Source organism: Nonomuraea sp. NPDC050227 (genome assembly GCF_044459705.1).
In the GTDB taxonomy this organism is placed as follows: domain Bacteria; phylum Actinomycetota; class Actinomycetes; order Streptosporangiales; family Streptosporangiaceae; genus Nonomuraea.
On record NZ_JBITJF010000001.1, the window covers coordinates 199,914 to 224,626 of the forward strand.

28 protein-coding genes are annotated in these 24,713 nt (G+C 72.7%); 18 read left to right on the forward strand and 10 right to left on the reverse strand.

The features are described 5' to 3' along the window. Positions 1-14 precede the first annotated feature (14 nt). Genes ACIBK9_RS01150 through alc form a run of 6 tightly spaced genes read left to right on the forward strand, consistent with a single transcriptional unit; the run spans position 15 to position 6,776 of the window. A complete protein-coding gene (locus ACIBK9_RS01150; protein ID WP_397154231.1) occupies positions 15-800 on the forward strand; it encodes an ABC transporter ATP-binding protein in 786 nt (261 codons plus the stop codon). Continuing rightward, on the forward strand, positions 797-2,251 hold the full coding sequence (locus ACIBK9_RS01155) for an amidohydrolase family protein (RefSeq protein ID WP_397154232.1): 1,455 nt from the start codon (positions 797-799) through the stop codon (positions 2,249-2,251). Before ACIBK9_RS01150 ends, ACIBK9_RS01155 begins: the two co-directional genes overlap by 4 nt. Beyond that, on the forward strand, positions 2,248-3,501 hold the full coding sequence (locus ACIBK9_RS01160; RefSeq protein WP_397154234.1) for a DUF6986 family protein: 1,254 nt from the start codon (positions 2,248-2,250) through the stop codon (positions 3,499-3,501). Before ACIBK9_RS01155 ends, ACIBK9_RS01160 begins: the two co-directional genes overlap by 4 nt. Before the next feature lies 1 nt (position 3,502). After that, a complete protein-coding gene (locus ACIBK9_RS01165; RefSeq protein WP_397154236.1) occupies positions 3,503-4,285 on the forward strand; it encodes an aspartate/glutamate racemase family protein in 783 nt (260 codons plus the stop codon). Beyond that, a complete protein-coding gene (allB, locus tag ACIBK9_RS01170) occupies positions 4,285-5,625 on the forward strand; it encodes an allantoinase AllB (RefSeq protein ID WP_397154237.1) in 1,341 nt (446 codons plus the stop codon). The genes ACIBK9_RS01165 and allB overlap by 1 nt, the downstream gene beginning before the upstream one ends. After that, entirely contained in the window at positions 5,622-6,776 is a 1,155-nt protein-coding gene (gene alc, locus ACIBK9_RS01175; protein ID WP_397154239.1) for an allantoicase, read from the forward strand. The genes allB and alc overlap by 4 nt, the downstream gene beginning before the upstream one ends. Positions 6,777-6,778: 2 nt before the next feature. Here the strand turns inward: alc and ACIBK9_RS01180 are convergent, their stop codons facing one another. The 4 genes from ACIBK9_RS01180 to ACIBK9_RS01195 all read right to left on the reverse strand — a co-directional run bounded on the left by ACIBK9_RS01180 (position 6,779) and on the right by ACIBK9_RS01195 (position 9,791). Further along, positions 6,779-7,198, reverse strand: a complete 420-nt coding sequence (locus ACIBK9_RS01180) for an EF-hand domain-containing protein (protein WP_397154241.1) — start codon at positions 7,196-7,198, stop codon at positions 6,779-6,781. 96 nt (positions 7,199-7,294) lie between these two features. Next, entirely contained in the window at positions 7,295-7,741 is a 447-nt protein-coding gene (locus tag ACIBK9_RS01185; protein WP_397154242.1) for a hypothetical protein, read from the reverse strand. Next, positions 7,738-9,120 carry an ATP-binding protein gene (locus ACIBK9_RS01190; RefSeq protein ID WP_397154244.1) on the reverse strand — a complete coding sequence of 461 codons (1,383 nt, stop codon included), beginning with the start codon at positions 9,118-9,120 and terminating at the stop codon, positions 7,738-7,740. The genes ACIBK9_RS01185 and ACIBK9_RS01190 overlap by 4 nt, the downstream gene beginning before the upstream one ends. Further along, positions 9,117-9,791: a response regulator gene (locus tag ACIBK9_RS01195; protein ID WP_397154246.1), complete on the reverse strand. Its 675-nt coding sequence runs from the start codon at positions 9,789-9,791 to the stop codon at positions 9,117-9,119. The genes ACIBK9_RS01190 and ACIBK9_RS01195 overlap by 4 nt, the downstream gene beginning before the upstream one ends. Before the next feature lie 138 nt (positions 9,792-9,929). On the opposite strand from ACIBK9_RS01195, the gene ACIBK9_RS01200 reads away from it, so the two are divergent. From ACIBK9_RS01200 to ACIBK9_RS01210, 3 genes are all read left to right on the forward strand, one after another. After that, positions 9,930-10,433 carry a hypothetical protein gene (locus tag ACIBK9_RS01200; protein ID WP_397154247.1) on the forward strand — a complete coding sequence of 168 codons (504 nt, stop codon included), beginning with the start codon at positions 9,930-9,932 and terminating at the stop codon, positions 10,431-10,433. 172 nt (positions 10,434-10,605) lie between these two features. After that, entirely contained in the window at positions 10,606-10,941 is a 336-nt protein-coding gene (locus ACIBK9_RS01205) for a hypothetical protein (RefSeq protein ID WP_397154249.1), read from the forward strand. Between the two features lie 10 nt (positions 10,942-10,951). Next, positions 10,952-11,758 (forward strand): inositol monophosphatase family protein, encoded by an 807-nt coding sequence (locus tag ACIBK9_RS01210; protein ID WP_397154250.1) that lies wholly within the window; start codon positions 10,952-10,954, stop codon positions 11,756-11,758. Between the two features lie 25 nt (positions 11,759-11,783). Here the strand turns inward: ACIBK9_RS01210 and ACIBK9_RS01215 are convergent, their stop codons facing one another. The 4 genes from ACIBK9_RS01215 to ACIBK9_RS01230 form a co-directional block, all read right to left on the reverse strand. Next, on the reverse strand, positions 11,784-12,227 hold the full coding sequence (locus tag ACIBK9_RS01215; protein ID WP_397154252.1) for a diadenosine tetraphosphate hydrolase: 444 nt from the start codon (positions 12,225-12,227) through the stop codon (positions 11,784-11,786). Between the two features lie 130 nt (positions 12,228-12,357). After that, on the reverse strand, positions 12,358-12,969 hold the full coding sequence (locus ACIBK9_RS01220) for a hypothetical protein (RefSeq protein ID WP_397154254.1): 612 nt from the start codon (positions 12,967-12,969) through the stop codon (positions 12,358-12,360). A gap of 70 nt (positions 12,970-13,039) precedes the next feature. After that, positions 13,040-14,086 carry a trypsin-like serine peptidase gene (locus ACIBK9_RS01225; protein ID WP_397154256.1) on the reverse strand — a complete coding sequence of 349 codons (1,047 nt, stop codon included), beginning with the start codon at positions 14,084-14,086 and terminating at the stop codon, positions 13,040-13,042. A gap of 132 nt (positions 14,087-14,218) precedes the next feature. Beyond that, a complete protein-coding gene (locus ACIBK9_RS01230; protein ID WP_397154257.1) occupies positions 14,219-14,977 on the reverse strand; it encodes an NAD(P)H-binding protein in 759 nt (252 codons plus the stop codon). A 166-nt stretch (positions 14,978-15,143) separates the two neighbouring features. On the opposite strand from ACIBK9_RS01230, the gene ACIBK9_RS01235 reads away from it, so the two are divergent. After that, entirely contained in the window at positions 15,144-16,031 is an 888-nt protein-coding gene (locus ACIBK9_RS01235) for a maleylpyruvate isomerase N-terminal domain-containing protein (protein WP_397154259.1), read from the forward strand. Between the two features lie 41 nt (positions 16,032-16,072). Then, positions 16,073-16,300 (forward strand): hypothetical protein, encoded by a 228-nt coding sequence (locus ACIBK9_RS01240; RefSeq protein WP_352327393.1) that lies wholly within the window; start codon positions 16,073-16,075, stop codon positions 16,298-16,300. Between the two features lie 156 nt (positions 16,301-16,456). Here ACIBK9_RS01240 and ACIBK9_RS01245 read toward each other — a convergent pair whose 3' ends face one another. Then, positions 16,457-18,256 (reverse strand): alkyl sulfatase dimerization domain-containing protein, encoded by a 1,800-nt coding sequence (locus ACIBK9_RS01245; protein WP_352355665.1) that lies wholly within the window; start codon positions 18,254-18,256, stop codon positions 16,457-16,459. A gap of 160 nt (positions 18,257-18,416) precedes the next feature. On the opposite strand from ACIBK9_RS01245, the gene ACIBK9_RS01250 reads away from it, so the two are divergent. From ACIBK9_RS01250 to ACIBK9_RS01270, 5 genes are all read left to right on the forward strand, one after another. Beyond that, on the forward strand, positions 18,417-19,043 hold the full coding sequence (locus tag ACIBK9_RS01250) for an HAD family hydrolase (protein ID WP_397154261.1): 627 nt from the start codon (positions 18,417-18,419) through the stop codon (positions 19,041-19,043). Continuing rightward, positions 19,040-19,498, forward strand: coding sequence for a GNAT family N-acetyltransferase (locus ACIBK9_RS01255; RefSeq protein WP_397154263.1), 459 nt, complete (start codon positions 19,040-19,042; stop codon positions 19,496-19,498). Before ACIBK9_RS01250 ends, ACIBK9_RS01255 begins: the two co-directional genes overlap by 4 nt. A gap of 18 nt (positions 19,499-19,516) precedes the next feature. Beyond that, complete coding sequence (locus ACIBK9_RS01260) at positions 19,517-20,455, forward strand: ribose-phosphate diphosphokinase (RefSeq protein WP_387679652.1); 939 nt, start codon at positions 19,517-19,519, stop codon at positions 20,453-20,455. 54 nt (positions 20,456-20,509) lie between these two features. Beyond that, the gene (locus ACIBK9_RS01265; RefSeq protein WP_397154265.1) at positions 20,510-21,256 is read left to right on the forward strand and encodes a nucleotidyltransferase domain-containing protein; all 747 of its coding nucleotides are present in this window, start codon (positions 20,510-20,512) and stop codon (positions 21,254-21,256) included. A 100-nt stretch (positions 21,257-21,356) separates the two neighbouring features. Next, positions 21,357-21,995: a maleylpyruvate isomerase N-terminal domain-containing protein gene (locus ACIBK9_RS01270; protein ID WP_397154267.1), complete on the forward strand. Its 639-nt coding sequence runs from the start codon at positions 21,357-21,359 to the stop codon at positions 21,993-21,995. A 13-nt stretch (positions 21,996-22,008) separates the two neighbouring features. Here the strand turns inward: ACIBK9_RS01270 and ACIBK9_RS01275 are convergent, their stop codons facing one another. Next, entirely contained in the window at positions 22,009-22,578 is a 570-nt protein-coding gene (locus ACIBK9_RS01275; protein ID WP_397154269.1) for a TetR/AcrR family transcriptional regulator, read from the reverse strand. 73 nt (positions 22,579-22,651) lie between these two features. Between ACIBK9_RS01275 and ACIBK9_RS01280 the strand changes: the two genes are divergently transcribed. Next, the gene (locus tag ACIBK9_RS01280) at positions 22,652-23,827 is read left to right on the forward strand and encodes an FAD-dependent monooxygenase (protein WP_397154271.1); all 1,176 of its coding nucleotides are present in this window, start codon (positions 22,652-22,654) and stop codon (positions 23,825-23,827) included. 60 nt (positions 23,828-23,887) lie between these two features. Then, complete coding sequence (locus tag ACIBK9_RS01285) at positions 23,888-24,712, forward strand: NAD(P)H-binding protein (protein WP_397154273.1); 825 nt, start codon at positions 23,888-23,890, stop codon at positions 24,710-24,712. Position 24,713 lies beyond the last annotated feature (1 nt).

Genomic DNA, 24,713 nt, shown 5'->3' on the forward strand with positions numbered 1-24,713 from the left:
GCGGAGGAAGCGGCATGAGCGTGATCGAAGCGCAGCGGCTGCGGAAGGTGTACGGCCCGGCCACCGCGGTGGACGAGGTCTCCTTCACCGTGGCCGAGGGCGAGTCGCTGGCCGTCGTGGGCGAGTCCGGGTCGGGGAAGACCACCGTCGCCCGCATGCTGCTCGGCCTGGAGACGCCCACCAGCGGCACGATCAGCGTCTGCGGGCGTCCGCGGGCGGCGGGCCGGGTCTCGGCGACGGAGCGGCGCAGGCGGGCACGGGAGATCCAGATCGTCTTCCAGGACCCCTATTCGTCGCTGGACAAGCTGCAGCGGGTCGGCGACGTCGTCGAGACCAGCCTTGCCCTGCACTTCCCGCTCACCTCCGCCGAGCGCCGGAAGAAGGCGCTGGACCTGCTCGAATCGGTGGGCCTGGCCGAACGGCACGCGGCGATGCTGCCCAGGCAGCTGTCCGGCGGGCAGCGCCAGCGCGTGGCCATCGCCCGCGCCCTGGCGGTGGAGCCGCGGGTGCTGGTGCTGGACGAGGCGGTCGCCGCGCTCGACGTGTCGATCCAGGCGCAGATACTCAACCTGCTCGCCGACATCCGCGAGCGGCGCTCGATCAGCTACGTCTTCATCTCCCACGACCTGGCCGTGGTGAACCAGATCAGCGACACGGCCGTGGTGATGCGGCACGGCCGCGTCGTGGAACGCGGCGCCACCCGCACCCTGCTGCGCGAGCCGCAGGAGGAGTACACCCGCGCCCTGCTGGCCGCCGTGCCCAGGCCCGGATGGAAGCCGACCCGGAGGAACACACAGTGAGCACGCTGATCAGGGCGTCGTTCGTCATCGGCTTCGACGGCGAGGACCACGTCATCCACCGCGACGCGTGCGTCGTCTACGACGGCGACCGGATCGTCCACGTCGGCCGTTCCTACGAAGGGCCGGTCGAGGAGGTGATCGACGCGGGTGAGGCGATCGTCGGGCCCGGCTTCATCGACCTGGACGCGCTGGCCGACATCGACCACGCCGTCCTCGACACCTGGCACGCCGACTCCAGCGGGCTGAACTGGTCGCACGACTACGCCGTCAACCGGCGCCGGGCCGTCTTCCCGCCGGAGGACACGCTCTTCATGCGGGAGTACGCGCTCACCCAGCTCATCCGCAACGGCATCACCACCGCGATGCCGATCGCCGCCGAGACGCACAGCGCGTGGGCGGAGTCGTACGAGGAGCTGGCCGGCGTCGTGGAGATCGCCGGGCGGCTCGGCCTGCGCATGTACCTGGGGCCGTCCTACCGTTCGGGCGTGCCGGTGCTGCGCGCCGACGGCGGCCGGGACGTGCACTGGGAGCCCGGACTCGGTGAGCGGGGGCTCGCCGACGCCGTCCGCTTCGTCCGGGACGTCGACGGCGCCCACGACGGCCGGATCCGGGGTGCGCTGCTGCCGTGCCGCATCGAGACCGTCACCCTCGACCTGCTGCGCGCCACCGCCCAGGCCGCGGAGGAACTCGACTGCCTGGTGCGCCTGCACTGCATGCAGGGGCTGACGGAGCTGCGGCTGCTGCGCGAATGGTACGACCGGCACCCCCTGGACGTGCTGGCCGAGGTGGGCCTGCTCGGCCCGCGGCTGCTCGTGCCGCACGCCCTGTACCTCGGCGATCCCGGCACGCCGTTCGAGGGATCGCCGGACCGGCTCGCGGCGCTGGCGGGGATCGTGCACTGCCCCCTCACCTTCGTCAGGTACGGCGACGCGCTGCGCGACTTCGACCGTTACCGGGCGGCCGGCGTGACGGTGTCGCTGGGCACCGACTCCTTCCCGCCCGACATGATCCGCAACATGGACTACGGCAACAACCTGGCCAAACTCGTCACCGGACGGCTGGACGCGGGCTCGGCCGCCGACTACTACCGGGCCGCCACCCTTGGCGGCGCCCGCGCGCTGGGCCGGGACGACCTGGGCAGGCTCGCCCCCGGCGCCAAGGCCGACCTGGTCGTCGTGGACCTCTCCGGCCCGCGCACCGGCCCGGTCGACGACCCGATCAGGACGATGCTGATGAACTGCACGGGCGCCGACGTGTCCACCGTGGTGATCGACGGCCGGCCGGTGATGCGCGACCGGACGATTCCCGGCGTGGACGAGGAGTCGATGCGGCTGCGCGCGCAGAGCTACTTCGAGACGATGAAGGCCGCCTACTCCGAGCGCGACCACCTGCGCCGCGACCCGGCGCTGCTGTTCCCGGCGTCCTTCCGCGTCGTCGAGGACGGCTCATGACCGACGCGACCTTCCTGTCCGGGCTCGCCGCCGAGCTCGACGTCCGGCTCGCCGCCGCGGACGAGCGGCTGCGCACGGCCTACCCCGGCGAGCCGGCCACCCGGCAGCCGGTGCACACGGTGTACGTGCCGGCCGACCGCTACACGGCGGACACAGTACCGGCGTGGGGCCGGCGGGCGCTGGCGGCGCTGGCCGAGCACGGCCGCACCGCCACGGAGTTCGCCGACGCGCTCGGCCTGCCGCCGCGCACGGCGGCGGAGGTGTACGACCAGGTCCGGGCCAAGCTGGCCCGCGAACCGGTCGAAGACCTCAGGATCGACTTCGAGGACGGCTACGGCCACCGCCCGGACGCCGACGAGGACGCCGCCGCCAGGACCGCCGCGAAGGCCCTGGCCGAGGCCACCGCCGCCGGCGCCGGCTCGCCGTTCTGCGGGATCCGGTTCAAGAGCTTCGAGGCGCCGACCCGGCGGCGCGGCCTGCGCACCCTGGCGATCTTCCTGGAGACCCTCGGACCGCCGCCCGGCGGCTTCGTCGTCACGCTGCCGAAGGTGACCTCGGTCGAGCAGGTGGAGGCGATGGCGCTGGCCGCCGGACGGCTGGAGGCGGCGTACGGGCTGGCGGGCGGGAGCCTGCGGTTCGAGCTCCAGGTGGAGACGCCGCAGGCGATACTCGGCGCGGACGGCGTCTCGCCGCTGCCGTCGATGATCCGCGCCGCGGCCGGGCGCTGCGCGGGCCTGCACTACGGCACCTACGACTACTCGGCGGCGCTCGGGGTGTCGGCGGCGTACCAGAGCGCGGAGCATCCGGTCGCCGACCATGCCAAGGCGGTGATGCAGGTCGCCGCCGCCGGCACCGGCGTACGCGTCTGCGACGGGTCGAGCAACGTGCTGCCGGTGGGCGACGGCGACGCCGTCCGCGCCGCCTGGCGGCTGCACGCGCGCCTGGTCCTGCGCGCCCTGGAGGGCGGCCTCTACCAGGGCTGGGACCTGCATCCCGGGCAGCTTCCGAGCCGGTACGCCGCCGTCCACTCCTTCTTCAGGGAGGGGCTGCCGGCCGCCGCCGCCCGGCTGCGCGGCTATCGCGAACGCCGGACGTCCGGCTTCCTGGACGAGCCGGCGACCGTCCGCGCGATGGCCGGGTTCCTCGCCCGGGGCCTCGACTGCGGCGCGATCGGCGCGGCCGAGCTGGGCGCCCTGGCCGGGGTCACGCCGTCCGAGCTGCGCGCCATGCGCGCCGGGGCGGGTGGCTGACGTGCGCATCCTGATCGTGAACGTGAACACCACCCGGTCGATGACCGACACGATCCGCGCCCAGGCGGCGGCGCACGCCTCGCCGGGGGTCGAGATCGTCGCCCTCACCCCGTCGTTCGGGCCGGAGTCGGTGGAGGGGAACTTCGAGAGCTACCTCGCGGCGGTCGCCGTGATGGACCGGGTCGTCCGCTACGACGAGCCGTACGACGCGGTGATCCAGGCCGGGTACGGCGAGCACGGCCGCGAGGGGTTGCAGGAGCTGCTCGACGTCCCCGTGGTGGACATCACCGAGGCGGCCGCGCAGGTCGCGATGCTGATCGGGCGTACGTACTCGGTGGTCACCACGCTGGACCGCGCCGTGCCGCAGATCGAGGACCGGCTGCGGCTCGCCGGGCTGGCCGGCCGGTGCGCGTCGATCAGGGCCAGCGGGCTGTCGGTCCTGGAGCTGGAGGAGGATCCCGGCCGGGCCGTCGAGGCGATCGTCGCCCAGGCCCGGGAGGCCGTCACCGGCGACCGGGCCGAGGTGATCTGCCTGGGATGCGGTGGCATGGCGGGACTCGACCGGAAGATCACCGCGGCCACCGGGGTGCCCGTGGTCGACGGCGTGGCCGCGGCGGTCGCGCTCGCCGAGGGGCTCGTCCGGCTCGGCCTCACCACGAGCAAGGTGCGCACGTACGGGACGCCGCGCCCCAAGACCGTGACCGGGTGGCCGATCACCGGCGGGGCCGCGGCCGTCGCCGGGCCGGTCCGCGCGGGACGGCGCAGCCATGGAGGTGTCGCCTGATGGCCCGGCTGGACCTGCTGTTCCGGGCCCGTCGCGTGGTCACCGACGCGGGAGAGGTGGCACGCAGCATCGGCGTGCGGGACGGGACGATCGTCGCGGTCGAACCGCTGGAGGCCGACCTGGCGGCCGCCGAGGTCGTCCGGCTCGGCGACGACGAGGTGCTGCTGCCCGGCCTGGTGGACAGCCACGTGCACGTGAACGACCCCGGACGGACCGAGTGGGAGGGGTTCGCGAGCGCCACCCGGGCGGCCGCGGCCGGCGGCGTCACGACGATCGTCGACATGCCGCTGAACAGCGTCCCGCCCACCACCGACGCGGCGGCGCTGCGGGTGAAGCGGGCGACCGCCCGCGGGCAGGCGCACGTGGACGTCGGCTTCTGGGGCGGCGCGGTGCCGGGCAACCTGCGCGAGCTGCGCGGGCTGCACGACGCGGGCGTGTTCGGGTTCAAGAGCTTCCTGCTGCACTCGGGCGTGCCGGAGTTCCCTCCCCTGGAGCCGGCCGAGCTGGCGGACGCGCTCCGCGAGCTGCGGTCGTTCGACGCGCTGATGATCGTCCACGCCGAGGACCCGCAGGTGATCGAGCACGCGCCGCCCGCGCGCGGCGCGAGCTACCGCGACTTCCTGCGCTCCCGCCCGCGCGGCGCGGAGAACCTCGCGGTCGCCCGCGTCATCGAGCTGGCCCGCCGGACCGGCTGCCGGGTACACATTCTGCACCTGTCCAGCTCGGACGCGCTGCCGATGATCCGCTCGGCCCGGGACGACGGTGTGCGGATCACCGTGGAGACCTGCCCGCACTATCTGACGTTCAGCGCCGAGGAGATCGCCGAGGGGGCCACCTTGTTCAAGTGCTGCCCGCCGATCCGCGAGGCGGCCAACCGCGAGTCGCTCTGGCGGGGGCTCGCCGACGGCACGATCGACTGCGTCGTCTCCGACCACTCGCCGTGCACGCCGGAGCTCAAGCGGCTCGACACCGGCGACTTCGGCCTCGCCTGGGGCGGCATCGCGTCGCTGCAGCTCGGCCTGTCCGCGGTGTGGACCGAGGCCAGGCGCCGCGGCCACCCGCTGACCGACGTGGCGCGCTGGATGGCCGGCCGCCCCGCGCAGGTGGCGGGGCTGTCCGGCAAGGGCCGGATCGCGCCGGGCCACCAGGCCGACTTCTGCGTGTTCGCGCCCGACGAGCTGTTCGTGGCCGACAAGGACCGGCTGCACCACCGCAACCCCGTGACGCCCTACCACGGCCGCACGCTCGCCGGCGTGGTTCGCGGAAGCTGGCTGCGCGGCGAACGCATCGACATCGACGGCCCGCCGCGGGGCCGGCTGCTCACCCGAGGAGAAGCATGACCTTCACCCACTTCCCGGACCTGGCCTCGCGCGCGCTGGCCGGCAGTGTCGTGCACGCCAACGACGAGCTGTTCGCCGAGCGGGAGAACCTGATCAAGCCCGGCCCCGCCGCGTTCTCGACGGAGGACTTCGGCCACAAGGGCAAGGTGTACGACGGCTGGGAGACCCGTCGCCGGCGCGAGCCGGGGAACGACTACGCGATCGTCCGGCTCGGCGTGCCCGGCGTGGTGCGCGGGGTGGTGATCGACACCGCCTGGTTCAAGGGCAACTACCCGCCGTACGCCTCGGTGGAGGCGGCCGGCGTCGAGGGCGCGCCGTCACCGGCCGAGCTGGAGCGGGCGAACTGGGAGACGATCGTCGGGAAGAGCGCGATCAGGGGCGACGCCGAGAACGCGTTCGAGGTCGCGGACCGGCGGCGCTGGACGCACGTGCGGCTGAGCATCTACCCCGACGGCGGGGTGGCCCGGTTCCGGGTGCACGGCGAGCCGGTGCCCGACCCGCGCCTGCTGGACGGCACGATCGACCTGGCCGCGCTGGAGCACGGCGGCAACGTGGTGGCCTGCTCCGACACGTTCTACTCCTCGCCGGTGCAGCTGCTGCTGCCCGGCCGGGCCCGGATCATGGGCGACGGCTGGGAGAACGCCCGCCGCCGCGACGGCGGCAACGACCACGTGACGGTCCGGCTGGCGGGCCGCGGGCGGGTGCGCCGGGTGGAGATCGACACGTCGTACTTCGTCGGCAACGCGGCCGGCTGGGCCTCGCTGAGCGGAACCGACGCGGGCCATTCAGACGTGGACGGTCTGGACGCGGAGTGGTTCGAGCTGATCCCGAAGACCCGGTTGCAGCCGGACACCCGGCACTTCCTGCGCCCGGTGTCGGCCGCGCCCGTGACGCACGTCCGCCTGGACGTCTTCCCCGACGGCGGCCTGGCCCGGCTCAGGGTGCACGGCGAGCTGGACGCCGACGCCCACCGCGCGGCCATGTTGCGCTGGCTCGACCTGCTGCCGGCCGGGCACGCCGTCGAGGTGCTCCGCGGGGCCGGCGTGCCCGGCCGGACCGCCGAGGAGCTCGTCGGCCGCCGGCCGTTCGCCGACGGCGACGTGCTGCCCCCGGCGCTGCTCCTGCCGGCGGGGCCGCCTTTCCGGCCTTGAGGTCATTCGGGAGGCGCGCCGAACACGTACGAGCCGGGGGCGTCCGGGTCGTCGCCGGCCCAGAACTCGGTCCAGTGGAGGCGGAACTCCTCGCGCGAGAGATGGCCGTCGCCGTTGAGGTCGATGGCCTCGAACATCGCGTCGGCGGTGCCGGTGACCGCGTCGGTCATGGCGCCGAGCACGTCGACCACGCTGAGCACCTGGTCGAGGGAGACGCCGGCGTCGCCGCCCGAGGCGGCCCTGAGCACCGGCCACCAGCCGGTCATGACGGAGGTCAGCCGCTCCGGGCCGGCCGGCCCGGCGAGGGCCGACCAGCGGTGGGCGAGCGCCTGGAAGTCGGCCTGGGTCAGCCGGCCGTCGCCGTCGACGTCCATCGCCCGGAAGACTCCGCCGACCTTCTTGCGCTGGAACTCGCTGGCCACATCTGCCTCCACTCTTCGGGAGACTCAATGCTGTCGAGTGATCACTTTTCGTGACCATAGTCGTTTGAGTGACTAATCCGTTACGTAGTGTGGAGGTCAGGTGAAGTCGGCGCAGCGGGCCTGCCCCTTGCCCGGCACGGTCACCCGTACGTCGTCCACCTCCACGCCGCGCTCGGCGGCGGTGGCGGCGGCGATCGTGCAGACGAGCTGCCCGGTCGCCATCCGCGGCAGCCGGGATGTCGAGGCCCCCAGGACGAACGCGTCGCCGGTCACCCGGACGGCCAGGCTCTTCGGCAGGCTGGTGACGAAGGCGCGCTCGCGTTCCTGCGCGGTGGGGCCGCCGGTCAGCAGCACGACGGTTTCGGCGGCCGGCAGCGGGCCCTCGGGGCGGGTGACGGGCCCGAGCCGGCCATGCCGCACGAAGTACAGGGTGGTGCCCTGGACGAAGCCGCGGGGCGCCTCTCCGGCGCGGATCACGTCGGTGGGGCCGACTCCGCAGGCCGTGCAGGCGGTCAGGATCAGGGCGAGCGGCCAGGCTCTCACGGACGGTTCCTCGGCAGGGTGAGGGTGAAGACGGCGCCAGGACCGGGGGCGACGGTGAGGTCGCCGCCGTGCAGCAGGGCGTTCTCGCGGGCGATGGCCAGGCCGAGGCCGCTGCCTTCGGAGCGGGCGCGCGCGACGTCGGCCTTGTAGAAGCGCTCGAAGACGTGCGGGAGCACGTCGGCGGGCAGGCCGGGCCCCTGGTCGGAGACCTCGACGGCGACCGCCCGGCCGGTGGCGCGCACCCGGACGGCGACGGGCGGCGCGCCGTGCCGCAGCGCGTTGCCGACGAGGTTGGCGACGATGACGTCCAGGCGGCGCGGGTCGAGGGGAACCCGGACGTCCGGGGACGGCAGGTCCGCGATGACGTCGGAACTCCAGCCGCGGGACCGCAGGCAGGCCGCGACGGCGGCGCCGACGTCCACGTCGTTGAGGTTGAGCGCGGCGGCTCCGGCGTCGAAGCGGGAGATCTCCATCAGGTCGTCGACGAGCGCGCTGAGCCGGGCGACCTCGGCGGTGATCAGCCTGGCGGCGGTTCCGGCGTCGGCGTCCAGCCGGGCGGCGCCCGCTTCGAGGACGTCGGTGACGGCGGTGGCGGCGGCCAGCGGCGTGCGCAGCTCGTGGGAGACGTCCGCGACGAACCGCCGTGACCTGGCCTCCATCTCGCGCAGCTCGCCGACCGAACGTTCCAGCGCGGCGGCCGTCTCGTTGAAGCGTCCGGCCAGCCGGGCCAGCTCGTCGCCGCCGTGGACGGGCAGGCGGGTCTCCAGCCGTCCCTCGCCCAGCTGCCGGGCCGCCCGGTCCAGGTCGGCGACCGGCCGCAGGACGCCGCGCGCGGCCAGCAGCCCGGCCAGCACCGCCAGCAGCACGACGGGCACGGCCGCCGCCTGCGCGGCGCGCAGCACGGCCGTCTCGTCGGAGGCGGCCTGCCCGAGCGACTCGACGAGGTAGACGCTGATCCCCGACGGCGTGCCGCCGGCGCGGAGCATGACCCTGCTGCCGGCCACGAGGTACGGCACGCCGTCGCGCTGCACCCGCTGCCAGGCCAGCTCCGGCCATCGCAGGACGGTCGCGCGCAGCTCGGCGGTGACGCGGGCGTCGCCCGGCACGGCGCCGTCCCTGACGACGTAGACCTTGCGGTCGCCGATCTCCAGGCCCTCGGCCAGCAGGGCCAGTTCCTCGTCGCCGGCGGGCAGCGCCACGTCGCGGGACAGCAGCAGCACCCGGTTCCTGAAGTCCTTCAGCGACCGGTCCTGCGCCCCGGCCAGCAGGTTGGTGCGCGCCTTGTAGTACGTCAGCCCCGCGGCCCCCACCGCGCTCAGCCCGCCCACCAGCACGAACGTGATCACCAGCCGGACCCGCAACCCCCGCAGCCAGTTCATACCGGCCCGAAGCGGTAGCCGAATCCGCGCACGGTCTGCACGTACCTCGGCTCGGCGGGCACCTCCTCGATCTTGGACCGCAGCCGCTGCACGCAGGCGTCCACCAGCCGCGAGTCGCCCAGGTAGTCGTGCTCCCACACCGACTCCAGCAACTGCTGCCTGTTGAAGACCTGGCCCGGTGTGGCCGACAGGTGCAGCAGCAGCCGCAACTCCATCGGCGGCAGCGCGACCTGCCGGCCGTTCCTGCTCACGGTGAGGGAGGAGCGGTCCACGCACAACCCGCCGTACCTCTCCACGGGCGAGGGCACACCGTCCGTACGGCGCAGCACCGCCCTGATCCGGGCCTCCAGGACCTGCGGGCGCACCGGCTTGACCACGTAGTCGTCCGCGCCCGCCTCCAGCCCGCCGACCACGTCGAAGTCGTCGCCCCGCGCGCTCAGCATCACGATCGAGGTGGACGTGGTCGCACGGATGCGACGGCACACCTCGAACCCGTCGATGCCGGGCAGCATGAGGTCGAGCACCACCACGTCGGGGGCGAAGCGGGCCAGCCGGTCCAGCCCCTCCTCCCCGGACGCCGCCGATCGCACCTCGTGGTCCCGGCCCTTGAGGGCGAGCGTCAGAGCGTCCCTGACGTGGGGATCGTCCTCGATCAGCAAGACACGGGCCATGCGTTCCAGTATCGGCGGCCTGGCGTGCCGGTTTGTGCGCCTTCGGAAGCTATTACACGTTCATGACATGGAGCGGACGGCCTCCTCACAACGGCGGGCCACGGTGTTGACCGCCAGCCGATTCCATTGGAGGAAACCGTGTTGATCAGCAAGCGGCGTCTCGCCGTCCTGGCCGCCCTGCCCGTCCTCGCCCTGAGCGCGGCGTGCGGGACGCAGAGCCTCGCCAGCTCGTCCAGCCCCGCGCCCGACTCCGGCAAACCGACCTGGCACGAGACCGCGGTGAAGTTCGCCGGATGCATGCGGGAGAACGGGATCGACATCCCGGACCCGGTCAAGGGGCAGGACCTCGACACCAGCGCCGTCACCAAGGTCACCCAGGCCAAGCTCGACGCCGCCATGAAGGCGTGCAAGGAGTGGGACTCGGCGCTGCTCGGCGGCTCCGAACCGGCCACGCCGGAGGAGGACGCCAAGTTCGCCGCGTGGGCGCAGTGTCTGCGCAAGGGCGGCGTCTGGCAGCCCGTCACCAAGGGTGAGGAGATGCCGGCCGGGTTCGAGCAGGTCAAGCCCGGCTCGGCCGCCGAGAAGCAGGTCTTCGAGGGCTGCGACCTGCTCCGGCCGCCCGCCCCGTACGAGGAGAACTAGCCCCCGCACCCCCGCCGGGCCATGCCCTTCCCTCTGCGGTCGCTCTGCTGGATGGGGGGAGGGTCGGCGGGACTCCGGCCGGTCGCGGCTCCCGGCGTCAGGAGCCGCGGCCGGCCGTTCACGACCCGGCCGGGCCCGGCGTCCGGCCGGTCACGGGGGCTAGGCTGGGCGCATGGGTCATGCGAAGACGTCGTTCGTCTGCCTGCCGTGCCGGGCCTCGTACAAGCAGCCCTACCCGCTGCCCGGCGACCGGGGCCGGTCGTGCCCGCGGTGCGGCGAGCCGCTGATCCACGTGGGCTCCGCCTTCGCGGCTCCCCGGCGGCGCGACACCGCGGCCTGGCGGGTGCTGTCGCTGCTGCTGCACGCGGGCGTCGGCTTCCACAAGAGTTGTTGCGGCGGGCCCGGCTACCGGCCGCGCACGCTCGGCGCGGCCCGCGCGCGGATGGCGCACGCGCGGGCCACCGGAGAGCCGTTCGCCAAGGCCCTGACGCGTCCCGAACTGCCCTAGGACGGCCCGCATGACCATCGACGTCCGGACGCTGCTGCCCGTCGCCGAGCGGGCCGCGTCGATCGCCGGCGAGATCATCACGACCCGGGCGCCCGGCGTCGTCACCGCCAAGGGCGACCGCGACATGGCCACCGAGGTCGATTACGCCGTCGAGCACGCCGTACGCGAGTTCCTCTCGAAGGAGACGCCCGAGCTGGGCTTCCTCGGCGAGGAGGAGGGCGCGAGCCGGCCGGGCCAGGGCCTGACCTGGGTGCTCGACCCCGTGGACGGCACGGCCAACTTCCTGCACGGCATCCCGCTGTGCGGGGTCTCCCTGGGCCTGGTCGACGGGGACGTGCCGCTGCTCGGCGTCGTCGGCCTGCCGTTCCTCGGCGTCCGCTACTCGGCCGCCCAAGGCGCCGGCGCGACGGCCAACGGCTCGCCCGTCCAGGTCAGCGGCGCCGCGGAACTTCAGGACGCCGTCGTCGCCCTGGGCGACTACGCGGTGGGCGCGGACGCGGCGGAACGCAACCGTCCCCGCTTCGCCCTGACCCAGGAACTGGCCGCGCGAGTCCAGCGCGTCAGGATGCTCGGCTCAGCGGCGATCGACCTCGTGTGGGTGGCCGACGGCAAGGTCGACGCGAGCGTCATGCTCAGCAACAACCCGTGGGACACCGCGGCGGGCGTCGTCATCGCCCGCGAGGCCGGAGCCCTGGTGGTCGACCTCGACGGCAGCCCCCACGACATGGCCTCCCGGGCGACCATCGCGACGAGCCCCGCCCTGGCCCCCGAGCTCCTGAAGCTCCTCACCGCCGCCCTTCCGCACGCCTCGGAATAGGTCTGGCCGGTCCCGGGGCCCCGCTTCAGCCGCCGGCGCTGCCCTGAGCCCCGTGGGCCGCGTACAGCACACCGAGTCGCCGGTCGATCTCCGCACGCACCGGGTCGTGCCGCGGGCCGAGGGCGAATCGCCGGTCGGTCCAGCTGTCGGGCGGATACAGCCACACCGGCCGGCTGGCCAGGTGCTCCGGTTCCCAGTCGTACCGCGGCCAGACGTGAGCGTGCAGGAACGGGTCGGTGTTGCCGAGGATCTCCAGGTTGACCCGCCGGAACGCCGGGTCCAGCGCGCCGCAGGCCCGCTCGACCGCCTCGCCGAGCAGCTCCATGTCCGACAGGAAGGCCATCCGCCTGGCCCGGGGCAGGTCGGACAGCCGCTGCACGCCGGGCTCGTCCGTCAGGAGAACCGAGTATCCCGGCAGGAACTGCGTGTCACCGATCACGGCGAAGCCGGCGTCCAGCCGCCTGAGCACCGTGGGGTTCCGGCCCGCCAACGCACTGCCGACCCTGTCCCCCCGCCAGTCACCACCCACGGCCCCCGACCCTACACACAAGCCCCCGCAACTCACCGGCGAGCAGGACGGCGTCCCCGGCCCGTCGTACTCAGGACAGTTCGCCGACCAGGGCGACGACATGCCCTCCATCGACGGCGCACCACCAGACCGGCCCGCGGTCCGGCCCTCCGACGTGCAGCCCACGATCGTGCACGGGACAGACGGGCCACACCGTCCAGGTGAGTTCCATGACGGTCTCCTGGACCGCCTCGGCGAGAGACAGCAGCGCTGTCTGTGCGTCGCTGCCCGCTTCCGGCGGGATCCCGTTGCCGTGGTAGGAACCCTCGAACTCCACCTGCGCGTCGTGACGGCCGCGCGACGGGTCGGTGATCAGGCGCAGCGGGCCGGTGATCCCGCCTGCTCGGACGTCGCGTTCCACGATCTTCAGCGCCTGCTCCAGCGTCGCCCACAGCTGGGGATCGAGGGTGAAGCCCGGCCGGAAGTCGATGTCGTTGAGAAGGCCCTCCCCCAGATGGGCCAGGTCGGCACCGTTCAGCCGGGCAGCGGAGGACTCCAGGAGCTCCCGCGTGGTCGCAGTGCTCAGGCCCCATTCCTCCAGCAGGGAGGCCAGTTCGAGGACGGTCCGGGCGTCGAGGCCGCCGTCCCGCAGAGCCACGTGGACGCGGCTCGCCAGCTCGTGGGCTTGCTCTTCAGGATGCACATCGCAGTATCCCGCAGCCCGCTTTCGCCGCCACCGGGCCCCGCGGATCGGCAGGGCCCGGGCGTTTCTCCTACGGCAGGATGATGGAGCCGCTCCACTGGGTGACCGCGTCGGAGTAGACCTCGCGCAGTTCGCCGTCGAAGTACGGCGAGAAGCTCTTGTCGTAGCGCAGGTCGCCGTCGGTGTCGGCGACGCTGATGGTGATCGCGTTGAGGTGGCCCACGCGCCCGGTCTTGTCGTAGCGCAGCAGCCAGGAGGAGCCGAGGGAGCCCTCACCGGGGAACGGGGAATCGACGGCGGCGAGTTCCTCGGCCTTCAGGCTGGGCGCCTGGGCGGCGGACGTGCGTCCCGAGAAGGTTTCCAGGGTGTCGCCCGGCTGCGGGTGGGAGCCGTCCGGGTGGACGCCGGCCGGGAAGCCGAAGACGTCCACCGAGGAGTCGAGCGGCTGGTTCCAGGCCAGGCCCTGTCCGCCGACCTGGTCGACCAGCCTGCCGGTGTCGGTCAGCTCGCCCGTGGGAGAGGAGGTGACGCCGTTGTAGACGGTGACGAAGGCGTAGTCGCGGTCGTAGTCGCCGTACGCGGGGAAGTCGTAGTGGGTGAAGAGCTGCTTTCCGACGTAGAGGCCGGACGGAGCGGCGCCGGCGGAGTATCCGGGGACGAAGACCCACTTGCCGAGCCCCCCGCCGTACTGCTGTTCGTAGGCGCAGTGGCCGGCGGTGGCCACGACGTTGCGGTACTGCGACTGCACGGCGGTGCCGGTGCACCAGTGCGGCAGGCCGTCGGCGCCGACGAAGAACACCTTGCCCGAGCTGACGGGCCCCTTGCCGGCGCTTCCCGCGCCGTCGGGCGGGAGCACGGGCGGGACGGTGCCGGGCTTGCCGTCGGCAACGGCCGAACCGCTGAGGATGACCTTGTCGATGTCGGTCTGGACGGCGTAGGGGGTGGCGTTCGCCAGGTTGGCGCCGCCGTTGCCCAGCCAGAACGCGGCCACCTCGACAGCGGACGTCTGCGTGACCGTCAACGGGTAGCTCGCCGTGGCGACCGATCCGGCGGCGGGCGCGGCCATGAGGCCGGAAACCAGGAGGCCGGTGGCCAACACGCCCAGCGTTGTCTTCATCTGGCCCTCTCCACTCTGCTCGGGGGGTAACGGCTTTTCGAACATACGATCGCCGCCGAGGGCTGACGCTACCCCGCCGAACTCAAGATGATCAACACTTTTAACAGCCGGTTGTCAACACGACCGCTGCGGTCAGAGGGTGGCGTGGAGGTGGGAGAGCATCGTGCGGGCGGGGTGGCCGAGGATGTTCTCCAGGTCGGGGGTCTGTCTCTCCAGGGCGCCGGCGCGGATCCGGGCGTTCAGCCAGGCCATCGGGCCGGGGGCGGCGTCGGGGACCTCGCGGTAGGGCACGCCCAGCGCCCGCGCCACCTCCGGGTGGGTCCACAGCGGCCCGGTGAAGTCGTAGGCGCGGCCCTCGTGGCCGTCGCCGGTCAGCACGTTGGCCGCCGCCTCGGCCAGGTCGGACCGGAACGCGGTGTTCAGGCCGCGCCCTCCGCCGCTCCCGGTCAGCTCACCGCCCGAGACCCGGGGGACGAACGCGTCGCTGTAGAACGGGTGGCGCAGGATCGTGCACGGCAGGCCGCTGCGCAGGAGGGCCTGCTCGGTGGCGTGGTGGGCCTCGGTCATGCCGGTGGCGACAGTGTCGGCGTCCAGGAAGCTGGTGTAGACGACGGCGCCGACGCCCACGTCCGCGGCGGCCGCGAGGGCGGCCAGGTGGTGGCCGATCCGGCGGCCGGGGTCGAGCTCCGGCGAGGAGATCAGGAGCAGGCGGGCGGCGCCCTCGAACGCCGTGCGCAGACTCGCCGGATCGTCGTAGTCGCCCCGCCGCACCGGGACGCCCTCGGGCGCGCGGGCGGGATCGCGCACGGCGGCGACGACGTCCGCCCTGGTGCGCAGCCGGTCGATGACGAGACGGCCGAGCGCGCCCGACGCCGCCGAGATAACGATCATGAGGCTCCCTCTGATCAGGATGGGTGCTGAAAGTGAACTGCCACCGCGTCCTGCGACGCCACCGCTTTTCGCCCGGGACGGTCCCACGACGGCCCCAGAGGAGCATTTCCGGAGAAGACCGCCCAGGTCACCCGGGTTAGCGTGATCGTGGACCTCTGGAGAGAACATGGACGAGCTCATCACGTACGGCAAATGGGCGTCGGTGCGCGGCTCGCTCAAGGCGGCCACCGACCGGTTCGCGAAGCTGGTCTCCATCGTCGATCCCCACGCCATGGCGACCAGGGAGTGGACCGTCGCCGAGACCGCGGCCCACGTCACCGCGATCGCCTCGCTCTACACCTGCGTGGTGCGCGGCGACGTGACCACGCCCTTCCCGGAGCTCGCCGAGCCGATACTCGGCGCGAACGTCGACACGGTGAGCGCCCTGAACGAGCTGGCGTTCGAGCACTTCCCCGAGCGGGACCCGGTCGCCCTGGCCGAGCGGCTGCGCGGCGACGTCCGGGAGATCCTGCGCGCCGGCGCGGAGGCCGATCCGGCGACGCCGGTCCCGTGGCTGGGCGACGCGCGGGTGCCCGTCGCGGGCGTGCTGGCCCACCTGCTGAACGAGCTGCTGCTGCACGGCTGGGACATCGCCCGCGCGACCCGTACCCCCTGGTCGGTGCCCGCGCGGGACGCCGGGCTGTTCTTCGACCTGTTCCTCATCGGGATGATCAGGAACGACTACGGACGCCTGATGGACACCGGGACGCCCGCCCCGCCCCGCCGGATCACCGTCGGGTTCCACTCCGCGCACACCGCGCCGGCGGCGCTGGCGCTCGAGAACGGGCGGGTGTCGGTGGCCGAAGTGGGGCCGCAGGTGGACGCGCACGTGCGGTTCGACCCGGCGGCGCTGAACCTGTTGCTGTTCGGCCGGATGTCCAGGACGCGGGCCGCGCTCACGGGCAAAGTGGCGGTCTGGGGGCGGCGTCCGTGGCTGCTGCCGGCCTTCCTGCGGTTCGTACGGCTGCCCACGACGACGGTCCCGCGCTCACGCGCCGAGTCCATACAGGTGTGAACGCCACAAAGTATTCACCCGGTGGGCGCATACTGGAGGAGATGAAGCGAGCCAGCGGCGATTCTCGTCGTCACCTGCCCACAAGTCCCTTCAAACCGCCGCCTCCGGCGCCACCCGCGGAGCAGTTCGACATGCACGACCGGGTGAGCCACGACCGATTCGGCCTCGGTGTCGTCATCGGTGTGGAGGACGACGTCGCCGTACTGGTCGACTTCGGATCCCGGCAGGAACGGATCACGACGCCGTTCAACAAGCTGTACAAACTCTGAGAGCCGGTCCGCGACGCCCGTGTGCCCCGAGGGCCGCATGGGCGGGACCGACGCGCGGCGTGCCCGGCTGAGGGCGCCGGGGTTCAGTGACTCACGGGGACAGACGCTCGTGGGTCGATGGCGCGCGGAGTGGAGTCGCGGAGTGGAGTCGGCGGCTCAGGGGGTGACGATGGCGAAGTCGCGGGCCGGTGAGTCGAGCACCGCGACCAGCCGCTGCAGCGCCGTGATGTCGCCCTCCCGCTCCACCCCCTCCACGCCCTTGCCGGCCAGCAGGCCGAGCAGCTGGGCCCTGGTGAGGCGGAGCGTGAGGTCCACGGGCTCCTCCGGCGGGTTCAGCCGCTGGACGAGCACGCCGTTGGACAGCGTGGTGCGGTACAGCTCCCCCAGGTCCGTCAGGTGCCAGTCGATCGACAGGCTCTCGTGCCAGGCCTTGGGGCCGTCCACGCGGATGGCGAGGGAGTCGAAGATCTGCTCCACGGTCAGGGCCGCGAGCAGGTCGGGCGAGGTGGTGGTGACGCGGGTGGGGGCGATGCCGTCGGTCAGCTCCATGGCCCCCGTCAGGTACGAGTTGCGCCACGTCCCGTTCTCCGCGCCCTGGCCGAGCCGGGTGTAGACCTCGGCCAGCAGGTCCCTGGCCGCCTTGTTGCCCTCGTCGGCGAAGACGGCGTGGTTGAGCAGCTGGACGGCGAAGCGCAGGTCGTTCTCCTCGATGTAGCGGCGGGCGAAGGCCACGACGGCCGCGCCGCCGCCCATGCACTCGACGTACCGGATCGCGCTCTCCCTGGGCGGGTGCTCCCACAGGTGGGCGGGGTTGCCGTCGTACCAGCCGAGGTAGCGCTGGTAGACGGCCTTGACGTTGTGGCTGACCGAGCCGTAGTAGCCGTGGGTGTGCCAGACCTGTTCCAGCGCGGGCGGCACCCGCATCTGCTCGGCGATCTCGGCGCCGGTCAGTCCCTTGTTGAGCAGGCGCAGGGTCTGGTCGTGCAGGTAGGCGTACAGGTCTCGCTGTTCCTGGAGGAACCGGACGATGTTGCTCTTTCCCCAGGTCGGCCAGTGGTGGGAGGCGAAGGCGACCTCGGCCCGGTCGGCGAGCAGCGTGAGGGTCTCCGACAGATAGCGGGCCCAGACGCGGGCGTCGCGCACCTGGGCGCCGCGCAGCGTGAGGATGTTGTGCAGGTTGTGGGTGGCGTTCTCGGCCAGGCACAGGGCGTCGCGGTCGGGGAAGAGGAAGTTCATCTCGGCGGGGGCCTCGGTGCCGGGGGTGAGCTGGAAGACGATCCGCACCCCGTCCACGATCTCCTCCTGGCCGGTGCGGCTGACGTCCACGGTGGGCGGGATGAGGGACGTGGTGCCGGTCGAGGACGTCATGCCGAGACCGCAGCCGATCTGGCCGTCCGGGGCGTGCGGCAGGGCCAGGCCGAACATGTAGCCGGCGCGGCGGTTCATGGCGGGGCCGGCGTAGACGTTCTCGGAGACCGCGTGGTCCATGAAGCCGGCGGGGGCCAGGATCGGCACGTTGCCGTCGGTGACGCCGCGCACGCCGCCGAAGTGGTCGACGTGGCTGTGGGTGTAGACGACGCCGGTGACCGGCCGGTCGCCGCGGTGGCGGCGGTAGAGCGCGAGCGCGGCGGCGGCGCACTCGGTGGAGACCAGCGGGTCGATGACGATGACGCCGACGTCGCCCTCGACCAGGGTCATGTTCGACAGGTCCAGGCCGCGTACCTGGTAGATGCCGTCGGCGACCTCGTACAGGCCCTGTTTGGCGCAGAGCTGGCTCTGCCGCCACAGGCTGGGATGAGCGGTTTCGGGGCATTCGGCGTTGAGAAAGGCGTAGGAGTCGTTGTCCCAGACGACCTCGCCGCTTCTCGACTTGACCACGGCGGGGGTCAACTTCGCGATGAAGCCGCGATCGGCGTCCTCGAAGTCGCCCGTGTCATGAAATGGAAGGTCTGCCATGTCTGCTCGCATGCCCCTGAATGGACGCTCGTAGCTCAACAACCAGCCCCAATAGCATGAAACTCGGGCAATAAGGACAGGGAGCGGCGGCGTAGCGACTCGGACGGTGTGATTGGGTGGTTCCAGGCTGATCTCATCGGGGGTGGTCATGGAAGCGTGCGTGTTCGACCTCGACGGCGTGCTCGTCGACTCCGAACCCGTCTGGGAGCAGGTGCGGCGCGCCTTCGTCGCCGACCACGGCGGCACCTGGCAGCCCGACACGCAGTCCAGGCTGATGGGCATGAGCACCGGCGAGTGGGCGGCCTACCTGCACGAGCTGGGGGTGCGCCTGACGCCCGACGAGATCGCCGAGGGCGTGGTCGACCAGATGGCCGAGCGCTACCAGGACGGCGTGCCGCTGCTGCCGGGCGCCCGCGAGGCCGTGCGCCGGCTGGCCGGGCACTTCACCCTCGGCCTGGCCAGCTCGTCGCCGCGGCGGCTGATCGACGTGGTGCTGGACGCGTCCGAGCTGCGCGAGTACTTCGTGACGACGGTCTCCACGGAGGAGGTCGCGCGCGGCAAGCCCGCCCCCGACGGCTATCTGGAGGCCGCCCGGCGGCTGGAGATCTACCCGAAGGACTGCGTGGCGGTCGAGGACTCCAGCAACGGGCTGCGTTCGGCGCACGCGGCCGGCATGCGGGTGATCGCCGTGCCGCATCCCGGCTACCCGCCCGACGACGACGCCCTCGCTCTCGCCTGGCAGGTCCTGCCCGACCTCGACGCGCTCACGGTCGAGGCGCTGACGTGACGACCGGCGGCATGGGCGTCCGCCTGCGGACGCCGGCCGACCTGGACGCCTGCGCCGACGCCCTGGCCCTGGTGCACGCCGCCGACCGCTACCCCGTCGACTGGCCGGCCGACCCGCAGGGCTGGCTGACTCCGGGCGACCTCCTGCGCGCCTGGGTGGCGGTCGAGGAGGGCCAGGTGCTCGGCCACGTGGGCCTGGCCGGCACCGACGAGGGCCCGCAGGTCACCCGGCTCTTCGTGGTGCCCGCCGCCCGGGGCCGCGGGCTGGCTCCCGTGCTGCTGGACACCGTGCGGAAGGCCGCAGGAACGCCCGTCGTCCTGGAGGTCTCCGACGAGGGCCGGGCGGCCGTCGCGCTCTACGAGCGGCTGGGCTGGCGCCGCGTCGGCAGCACCCGCGCTCGATGGCTCAACGCCGCGGGCGAACCCGCCCTGCTCCACCACTACGTGAGCCCGTGAGGCTATCCTTTGGGAATCGTGCGAGACATCACGGTTTTCAGTGGCAGCGCCCACCCCGAGCTGGCCGAGGAGATCTGCTCCCATCTCGGAACCCCGCTCCACCCCGTCAAGGTCGCCCGCTTCGCCAACGACGCGCTTGAGGTGCAGCTCCAGGCCAACTGCCGCGAGCGCGACGTGTTCCTCATCCAGCCCCTGGTGCCGCCGACGCAGGAGAACCTGGTCGAGCTGCTGCTCATGATCGACGCGGCGCGCGGCGCGTCCGCGGCCAGGACGACCGTGGTGCTGCCGCATTACGCCTACGCCAGATCAGACAAAAAGGACGCGCCACGCATCTCCATCGGCGCGCGCCTGGTCGCCGACCTGATGGTGGCCGCGGGCGCGAACCGGGTGCTGGCCATGACGCTGCACTCGCCGCAGGTGCACGGCTTCTTCAGCGTGCCGGTCGACCACCTGCACGCGCTGCGCGAGCTGGCCGCGCACTTCCGCCGCCACGACCTGTCGAACGCCGTCGTCGTCTCCCCCGACCTGGGCAACGCCAAGGAGGCGGCGCACTTCGCCCGGCTGCTCGGCACGGGCGTCGCGATGGGCGCCAAGCAGCGCTTCGCCGACGACCGCGTGGTGATCAGCTCGGTCATCGGCGAGGTCGCCGGCAAGGACGTGATCATCCTGGACGACGAGATCGCCAAGGGCAGCACGGTCATCGAGCTGCTGGGCCGGCTGCGTGAGCAGGGCGTCAACTCCGTCCGGGTGGCGTGCACGCACGGGCTGTTCGCGGGCGGGGCGATCGAGCGGCTGAGCGCGTTCCCCGAGGTCATGGAGATCGTCTGCACGAACACCGTGCCGCCGCCCAAGCCGAGTGACAAGCTGACCGTGTTGTCGATCGCGCCGGCACTGGCCGAGGCCATGCGCCGGATCCACGACGGCGAGTCGGTGAGCGCTCTGTTCAGCACGTCCTGACGGCCCGCCCCGGTGATCTTCCGGGACGGCCGGGAATGGATCATAGTGGACATCATGCATGCGGCCACAGACGTCCTGCTCCGGCGGTTCCGAGACGGCGTGGGCGAGATCGTGCCCCTGGTGTCACTGTGGGCGCACGGCTCGCTGGGCGCCGGCGACTACCAGCCGGGGCGCAGCGACCTCGACCTGATCGCGGTGGTCGAGACACCGGTCACGATGGAGCAGTGGCGCCGGATCAAGGGGCTGCACCGCGGGCTCGGCCTGCCGCTCGCCGACCTCCTCCACTGCTCCTACCTGCCGCTGGAGGAGCTGGCGGACCCGCGGGTCGAGCACGTGACGTGGGCCCACGAGGAGATCTTCCGCCGTCCGGTGACGGCGGTGACCCGCCGCGAGCTGCACACGGCCCCGCTCGTGCTGCACGGGCCGCCGCCCGCCGAACTCCTGCCGGCCGTCTCCGACGCCGTGCTGGCCGACTTCGTCCGTACGGACCTGCGCGAGTTCTGGCTGGACAAGACCCGAGGGCGGCGGCGCTGGCTGCGGGACGTCTGGGTGGACCTCGGCCTGCTGACCGTCGCCAGGGCCTCGGTCACGCTGCGGGAGGGCCGGTTGATCACCAAGCGGGAGGCCCTGGACGTGCTGGCCGGGATGGGCGCGCCGGAGGCCGTCCTGGCCGACGTGCGCGCCCGCCGGTACGGCACGCCGCGCCCGGTGCTGAGCCGCTTCAGAAGGGGCAGGCTGACCCGCGCCTTCGTCCGGTCGGCCATCGGGAAGGTGCTGGCGGAGGGCCCCGGCGAGAGCTGAGCCCGCCCCCGTCTCAGTGGGCAGGACGGCGGCCCTCCGCGGATCGCCGAGGGATAGTCTTGGCCCCGAGTTACCACCTGAACCGGGGAAAGGGCGGCATATGGGGGAGATCAGGCAGTCCTATCTGGTGGCCGCGGCGTCGGCGATGTCGCTGCTGCGTGACCCGGCCGTCCGGGCGGCGTGGGACAAGCCCAGCGCGCTGACCGAGTTCAGCGTCGCGGGCCTGGCCGGGCACCTGGCCCACCAGATCGTCCGGGTCATCGACGTGCTCGACTCCGGCGAGCAGCCCGGGGCGCCGATCCCGCTCATCGAGCACTACACGAGGTCGCCGTGGGTGCAGGCCGGCCTCGACCACGAGAGCAACGTCAGCGTCCGGGTGGGCGGCCAGGCGGCCGCCGCGGACGGGCACGCCGCGCTCGTCGAGCGCACGCAGGCGCTGCTGGACCGGCTGCTGGCCGAGCTGCCCGCCGAGCCGGCGGACCGGGTCGTGCGGCTGCCGTGGGCCGGCTGGTCGCTGCGGCTCGACGACTTCCTGCTCACCAGGGTGATGGAGCTGGTCGTGCACTCCGACGACCTGGCCGCCAGCGTGGGCGTCGAGACGCCGGAGCTGCCGCCGTCGATCAACGAGCCGGTCGTGGAGCTGCTGGCCCGCCTGGCGGTGCACCGGCACGGCGCGACCGCCGTCATCCGCACCCTCAGCAGGGCCGAACGCGCCCCCGCCACGATAAGCGCCTTCTAGCCCCCAGCCCGTTTCACGCCCCGACCACCAGGCGCAGGGCCTCGGCCACCTCGCGCCCGGACAACGCGCTGTCCGGGTCGAGCAGCCACTGCGCCAGGAACCCCGTCAGCATGGCCTGGTAGAGCGAGCCCACCAGCCGGGCCCGTTCGGGGTCCGTCTCCGCCCGCACGTCCTGGAACAGCTCGGCGAGCCCCAGCCGCGCGCCCTTGATCGCCGGGACGAGCTGCTCGCGCAGCTCCGGCACGTGATCGATCTGCCCGAGCAGCTCAAGCTGGGTGATCCAGAGCGGCCGCAGCCGGTCGAACGACTCCACCACCCGGTCCCACGCCGCCTCGAAGCGCTCCAGCGGTGAGGCGCCCTCCTCGGCGTCGGCGACGAGCGTCCGCGCCAGGTCGTCGCCCCATTCCTGCATCACCTCGAACAGCGCCTCGTTCATCAGCGCGTCCTTGGACTTGAAGTGGTAGCCGATGCCCGCGAGGCTCACGCCCGACGCGGTCGCGATGTCGCGCGCGGTGGTACGCGAGTAGCCCTTCTCGATCAGGCAACGCTTCGCCCCGGCCAGCAGGTCTTCCCTGTTTCCCATGCCCAGACGTTAACACGAACGTCTGAAAACATCGTCCTAGACAAGCGTCTGAGACGCATGTACTGTTCTCGGCATGAAGAACGTCCTGATCTCCGGCGCGAGCATCGCCGGCACCTCGCTGGCCTACTGGCTGCGCCGCCACGGCTGCACCGTCACCGTCGTGGAGCGCGCTCCGGCCGTCCGCACCGGCGGCTACAAGGTCGACATCCGCGGCGCCGCCCTCGACGTGATCGAGCGCATGGGCCTGCTGGACGCGGTCACCGCCCGCAGCACCGGCATGCGCGTCGCCACCCACTACGACCGCAAGGGCCGCCGGGTGGCCACCATGGACGCCGACCTGTTCGGCGGGCGCGCGGGCGACGACGTCGAGATCATGCGCGGCGACCTCAACGAGCTCCTGTACGACCTCACCCGCGACGACGCCGAATACCTCTTCGGCGACTCCGTCACCGCCGTCTCCGACGACGGCCTGGTCACCTTCGAGCATGCCGCGCCCCGCCGGTTCGACCTGATCGTCGGCGCGGACGGCATGCGCTCCAACATCCGCAGGATCGTGTTCGGACAGGACGCTCAGTTCGTCCGCGACCTGGGCTACTACGTCTCGATCTCCACCGTGCCCAACACCCTGGGCCTGGACCGCGAGGAGGCCGTGCACGCCGCCCCCGGCCGCACCGCCAACGTCTACAGCACCCGCCAGGACGACGCCGCCAAGGCGCTGTTCATGTGGGCCTCCCAGCCGCTGTCCTACGACCACCGCGACACCGCCCGCCAGAAGGACCTGCTGGCCGAGGCCATGGCGGGGGTCGAGTGGGAGGTGCCGGCGCTGCTCGGCGCGGTGCGCGACGCCGACGACTTCTACTTCGACTCGGTCAGCCAGGTGCACATGGACAGCTGGTCGAAGGGCCGGGTCGTGCTGCTCGGGGACGCCGCCTACTGCGCCTCGCCGGCCTCCGGACAGGGCACGAGCCTGGCGATCGTGGGCGCGTACGTGCTGGCGGGCGAGCTGGCCGGGGGCGGCGGCGCGGCGGGCTACGAGCGGGAGATGCGGGAGTTCGTCCGGGTCAACCAGGAGCTGGGCCCGGTGAACGTCAGGGGCATGGTGATGGGCTCACGGCTGGCGCTGTGGTTCCAGCTCAGGATGCTCAGGCTGCTGCCGTACCTGCCGGGCAAGGAGAAGGTCGTCGAGCGGATCGCCGGGGCGATCCACCGGGCGGCCGTGGCGATCCGGCTCAAGAACTACTCGGAATGAAGCGTTCCGTTCTGCTACAGTAAGAGCAGAACGTTCCGTTCCGAAAGAAGTGGGGTTCACATGACCATCCTCGTCACCGGTGCCACCGGGACCGTCGGCCGCCTCGTCGTCGAGGAGCTCCTCCAGGCCGGCCAGAAGGTCCGCGCACTGACCAGGAACCCCGCCAAGGCCGCCCTTCCCGAGGGCGTCGAGGTCGTCGGCGGCGATCTCGCCGAGCCGGCCACCCTGGCCGCCGCCTTCGAGGGCGTCACCGGGGCGCACTTCATCAACTTCGCCGGCGACGACTACGCCCCGCTGCCCGACGGCGCCGGGCTCGCCGAGCTGGCCGTCAAGGCGGGCGTGCGCCGGGTCACCGTGCTCGGCGGCCGCGAGGACGGCGAGCTGGAGCAGGCGCTCGCCGCCACCGACCTGGAGTGGACGCTGCTCCACCCGGTCGAGTTCATGGCCAACACGCTCCAGTGGTGGGCGCACACGATCAGGACGGAAGGCGTCATCAAGGAGCCGTTCGGCGACCGGCTGAGCGCCCTGGTGCACGAGCGCGACATCGCCGCGGTGGCCGCGAAGGTCCTGACCGAGGGCGGCCACGGCGGCCGGACGTACGTGCTGACCGGCCCCCGCGCGATCACCCTGCGGGAGAAGGTCGCCGTCCTGGCCGAGGCCGTCGGCAGGGACGTCGGCTTCGTCGAGCTCACCGTGGACGAGGCGCGGGCCAAGTGGCGCGCCGACGGCATGGGCGAGCAGACCATCGAGTTCCTGGTCGGCGCGCTGGGCAACACGCCGGAGGTCGGCTACACGGTCGTCCCGACCGTCCGGGAGATCACCGGCCGGGACGCGCGTGACTTCGCCGAGTGGGCGCGCGAGCACGCCGACGCGTTCCGCGGGTGAG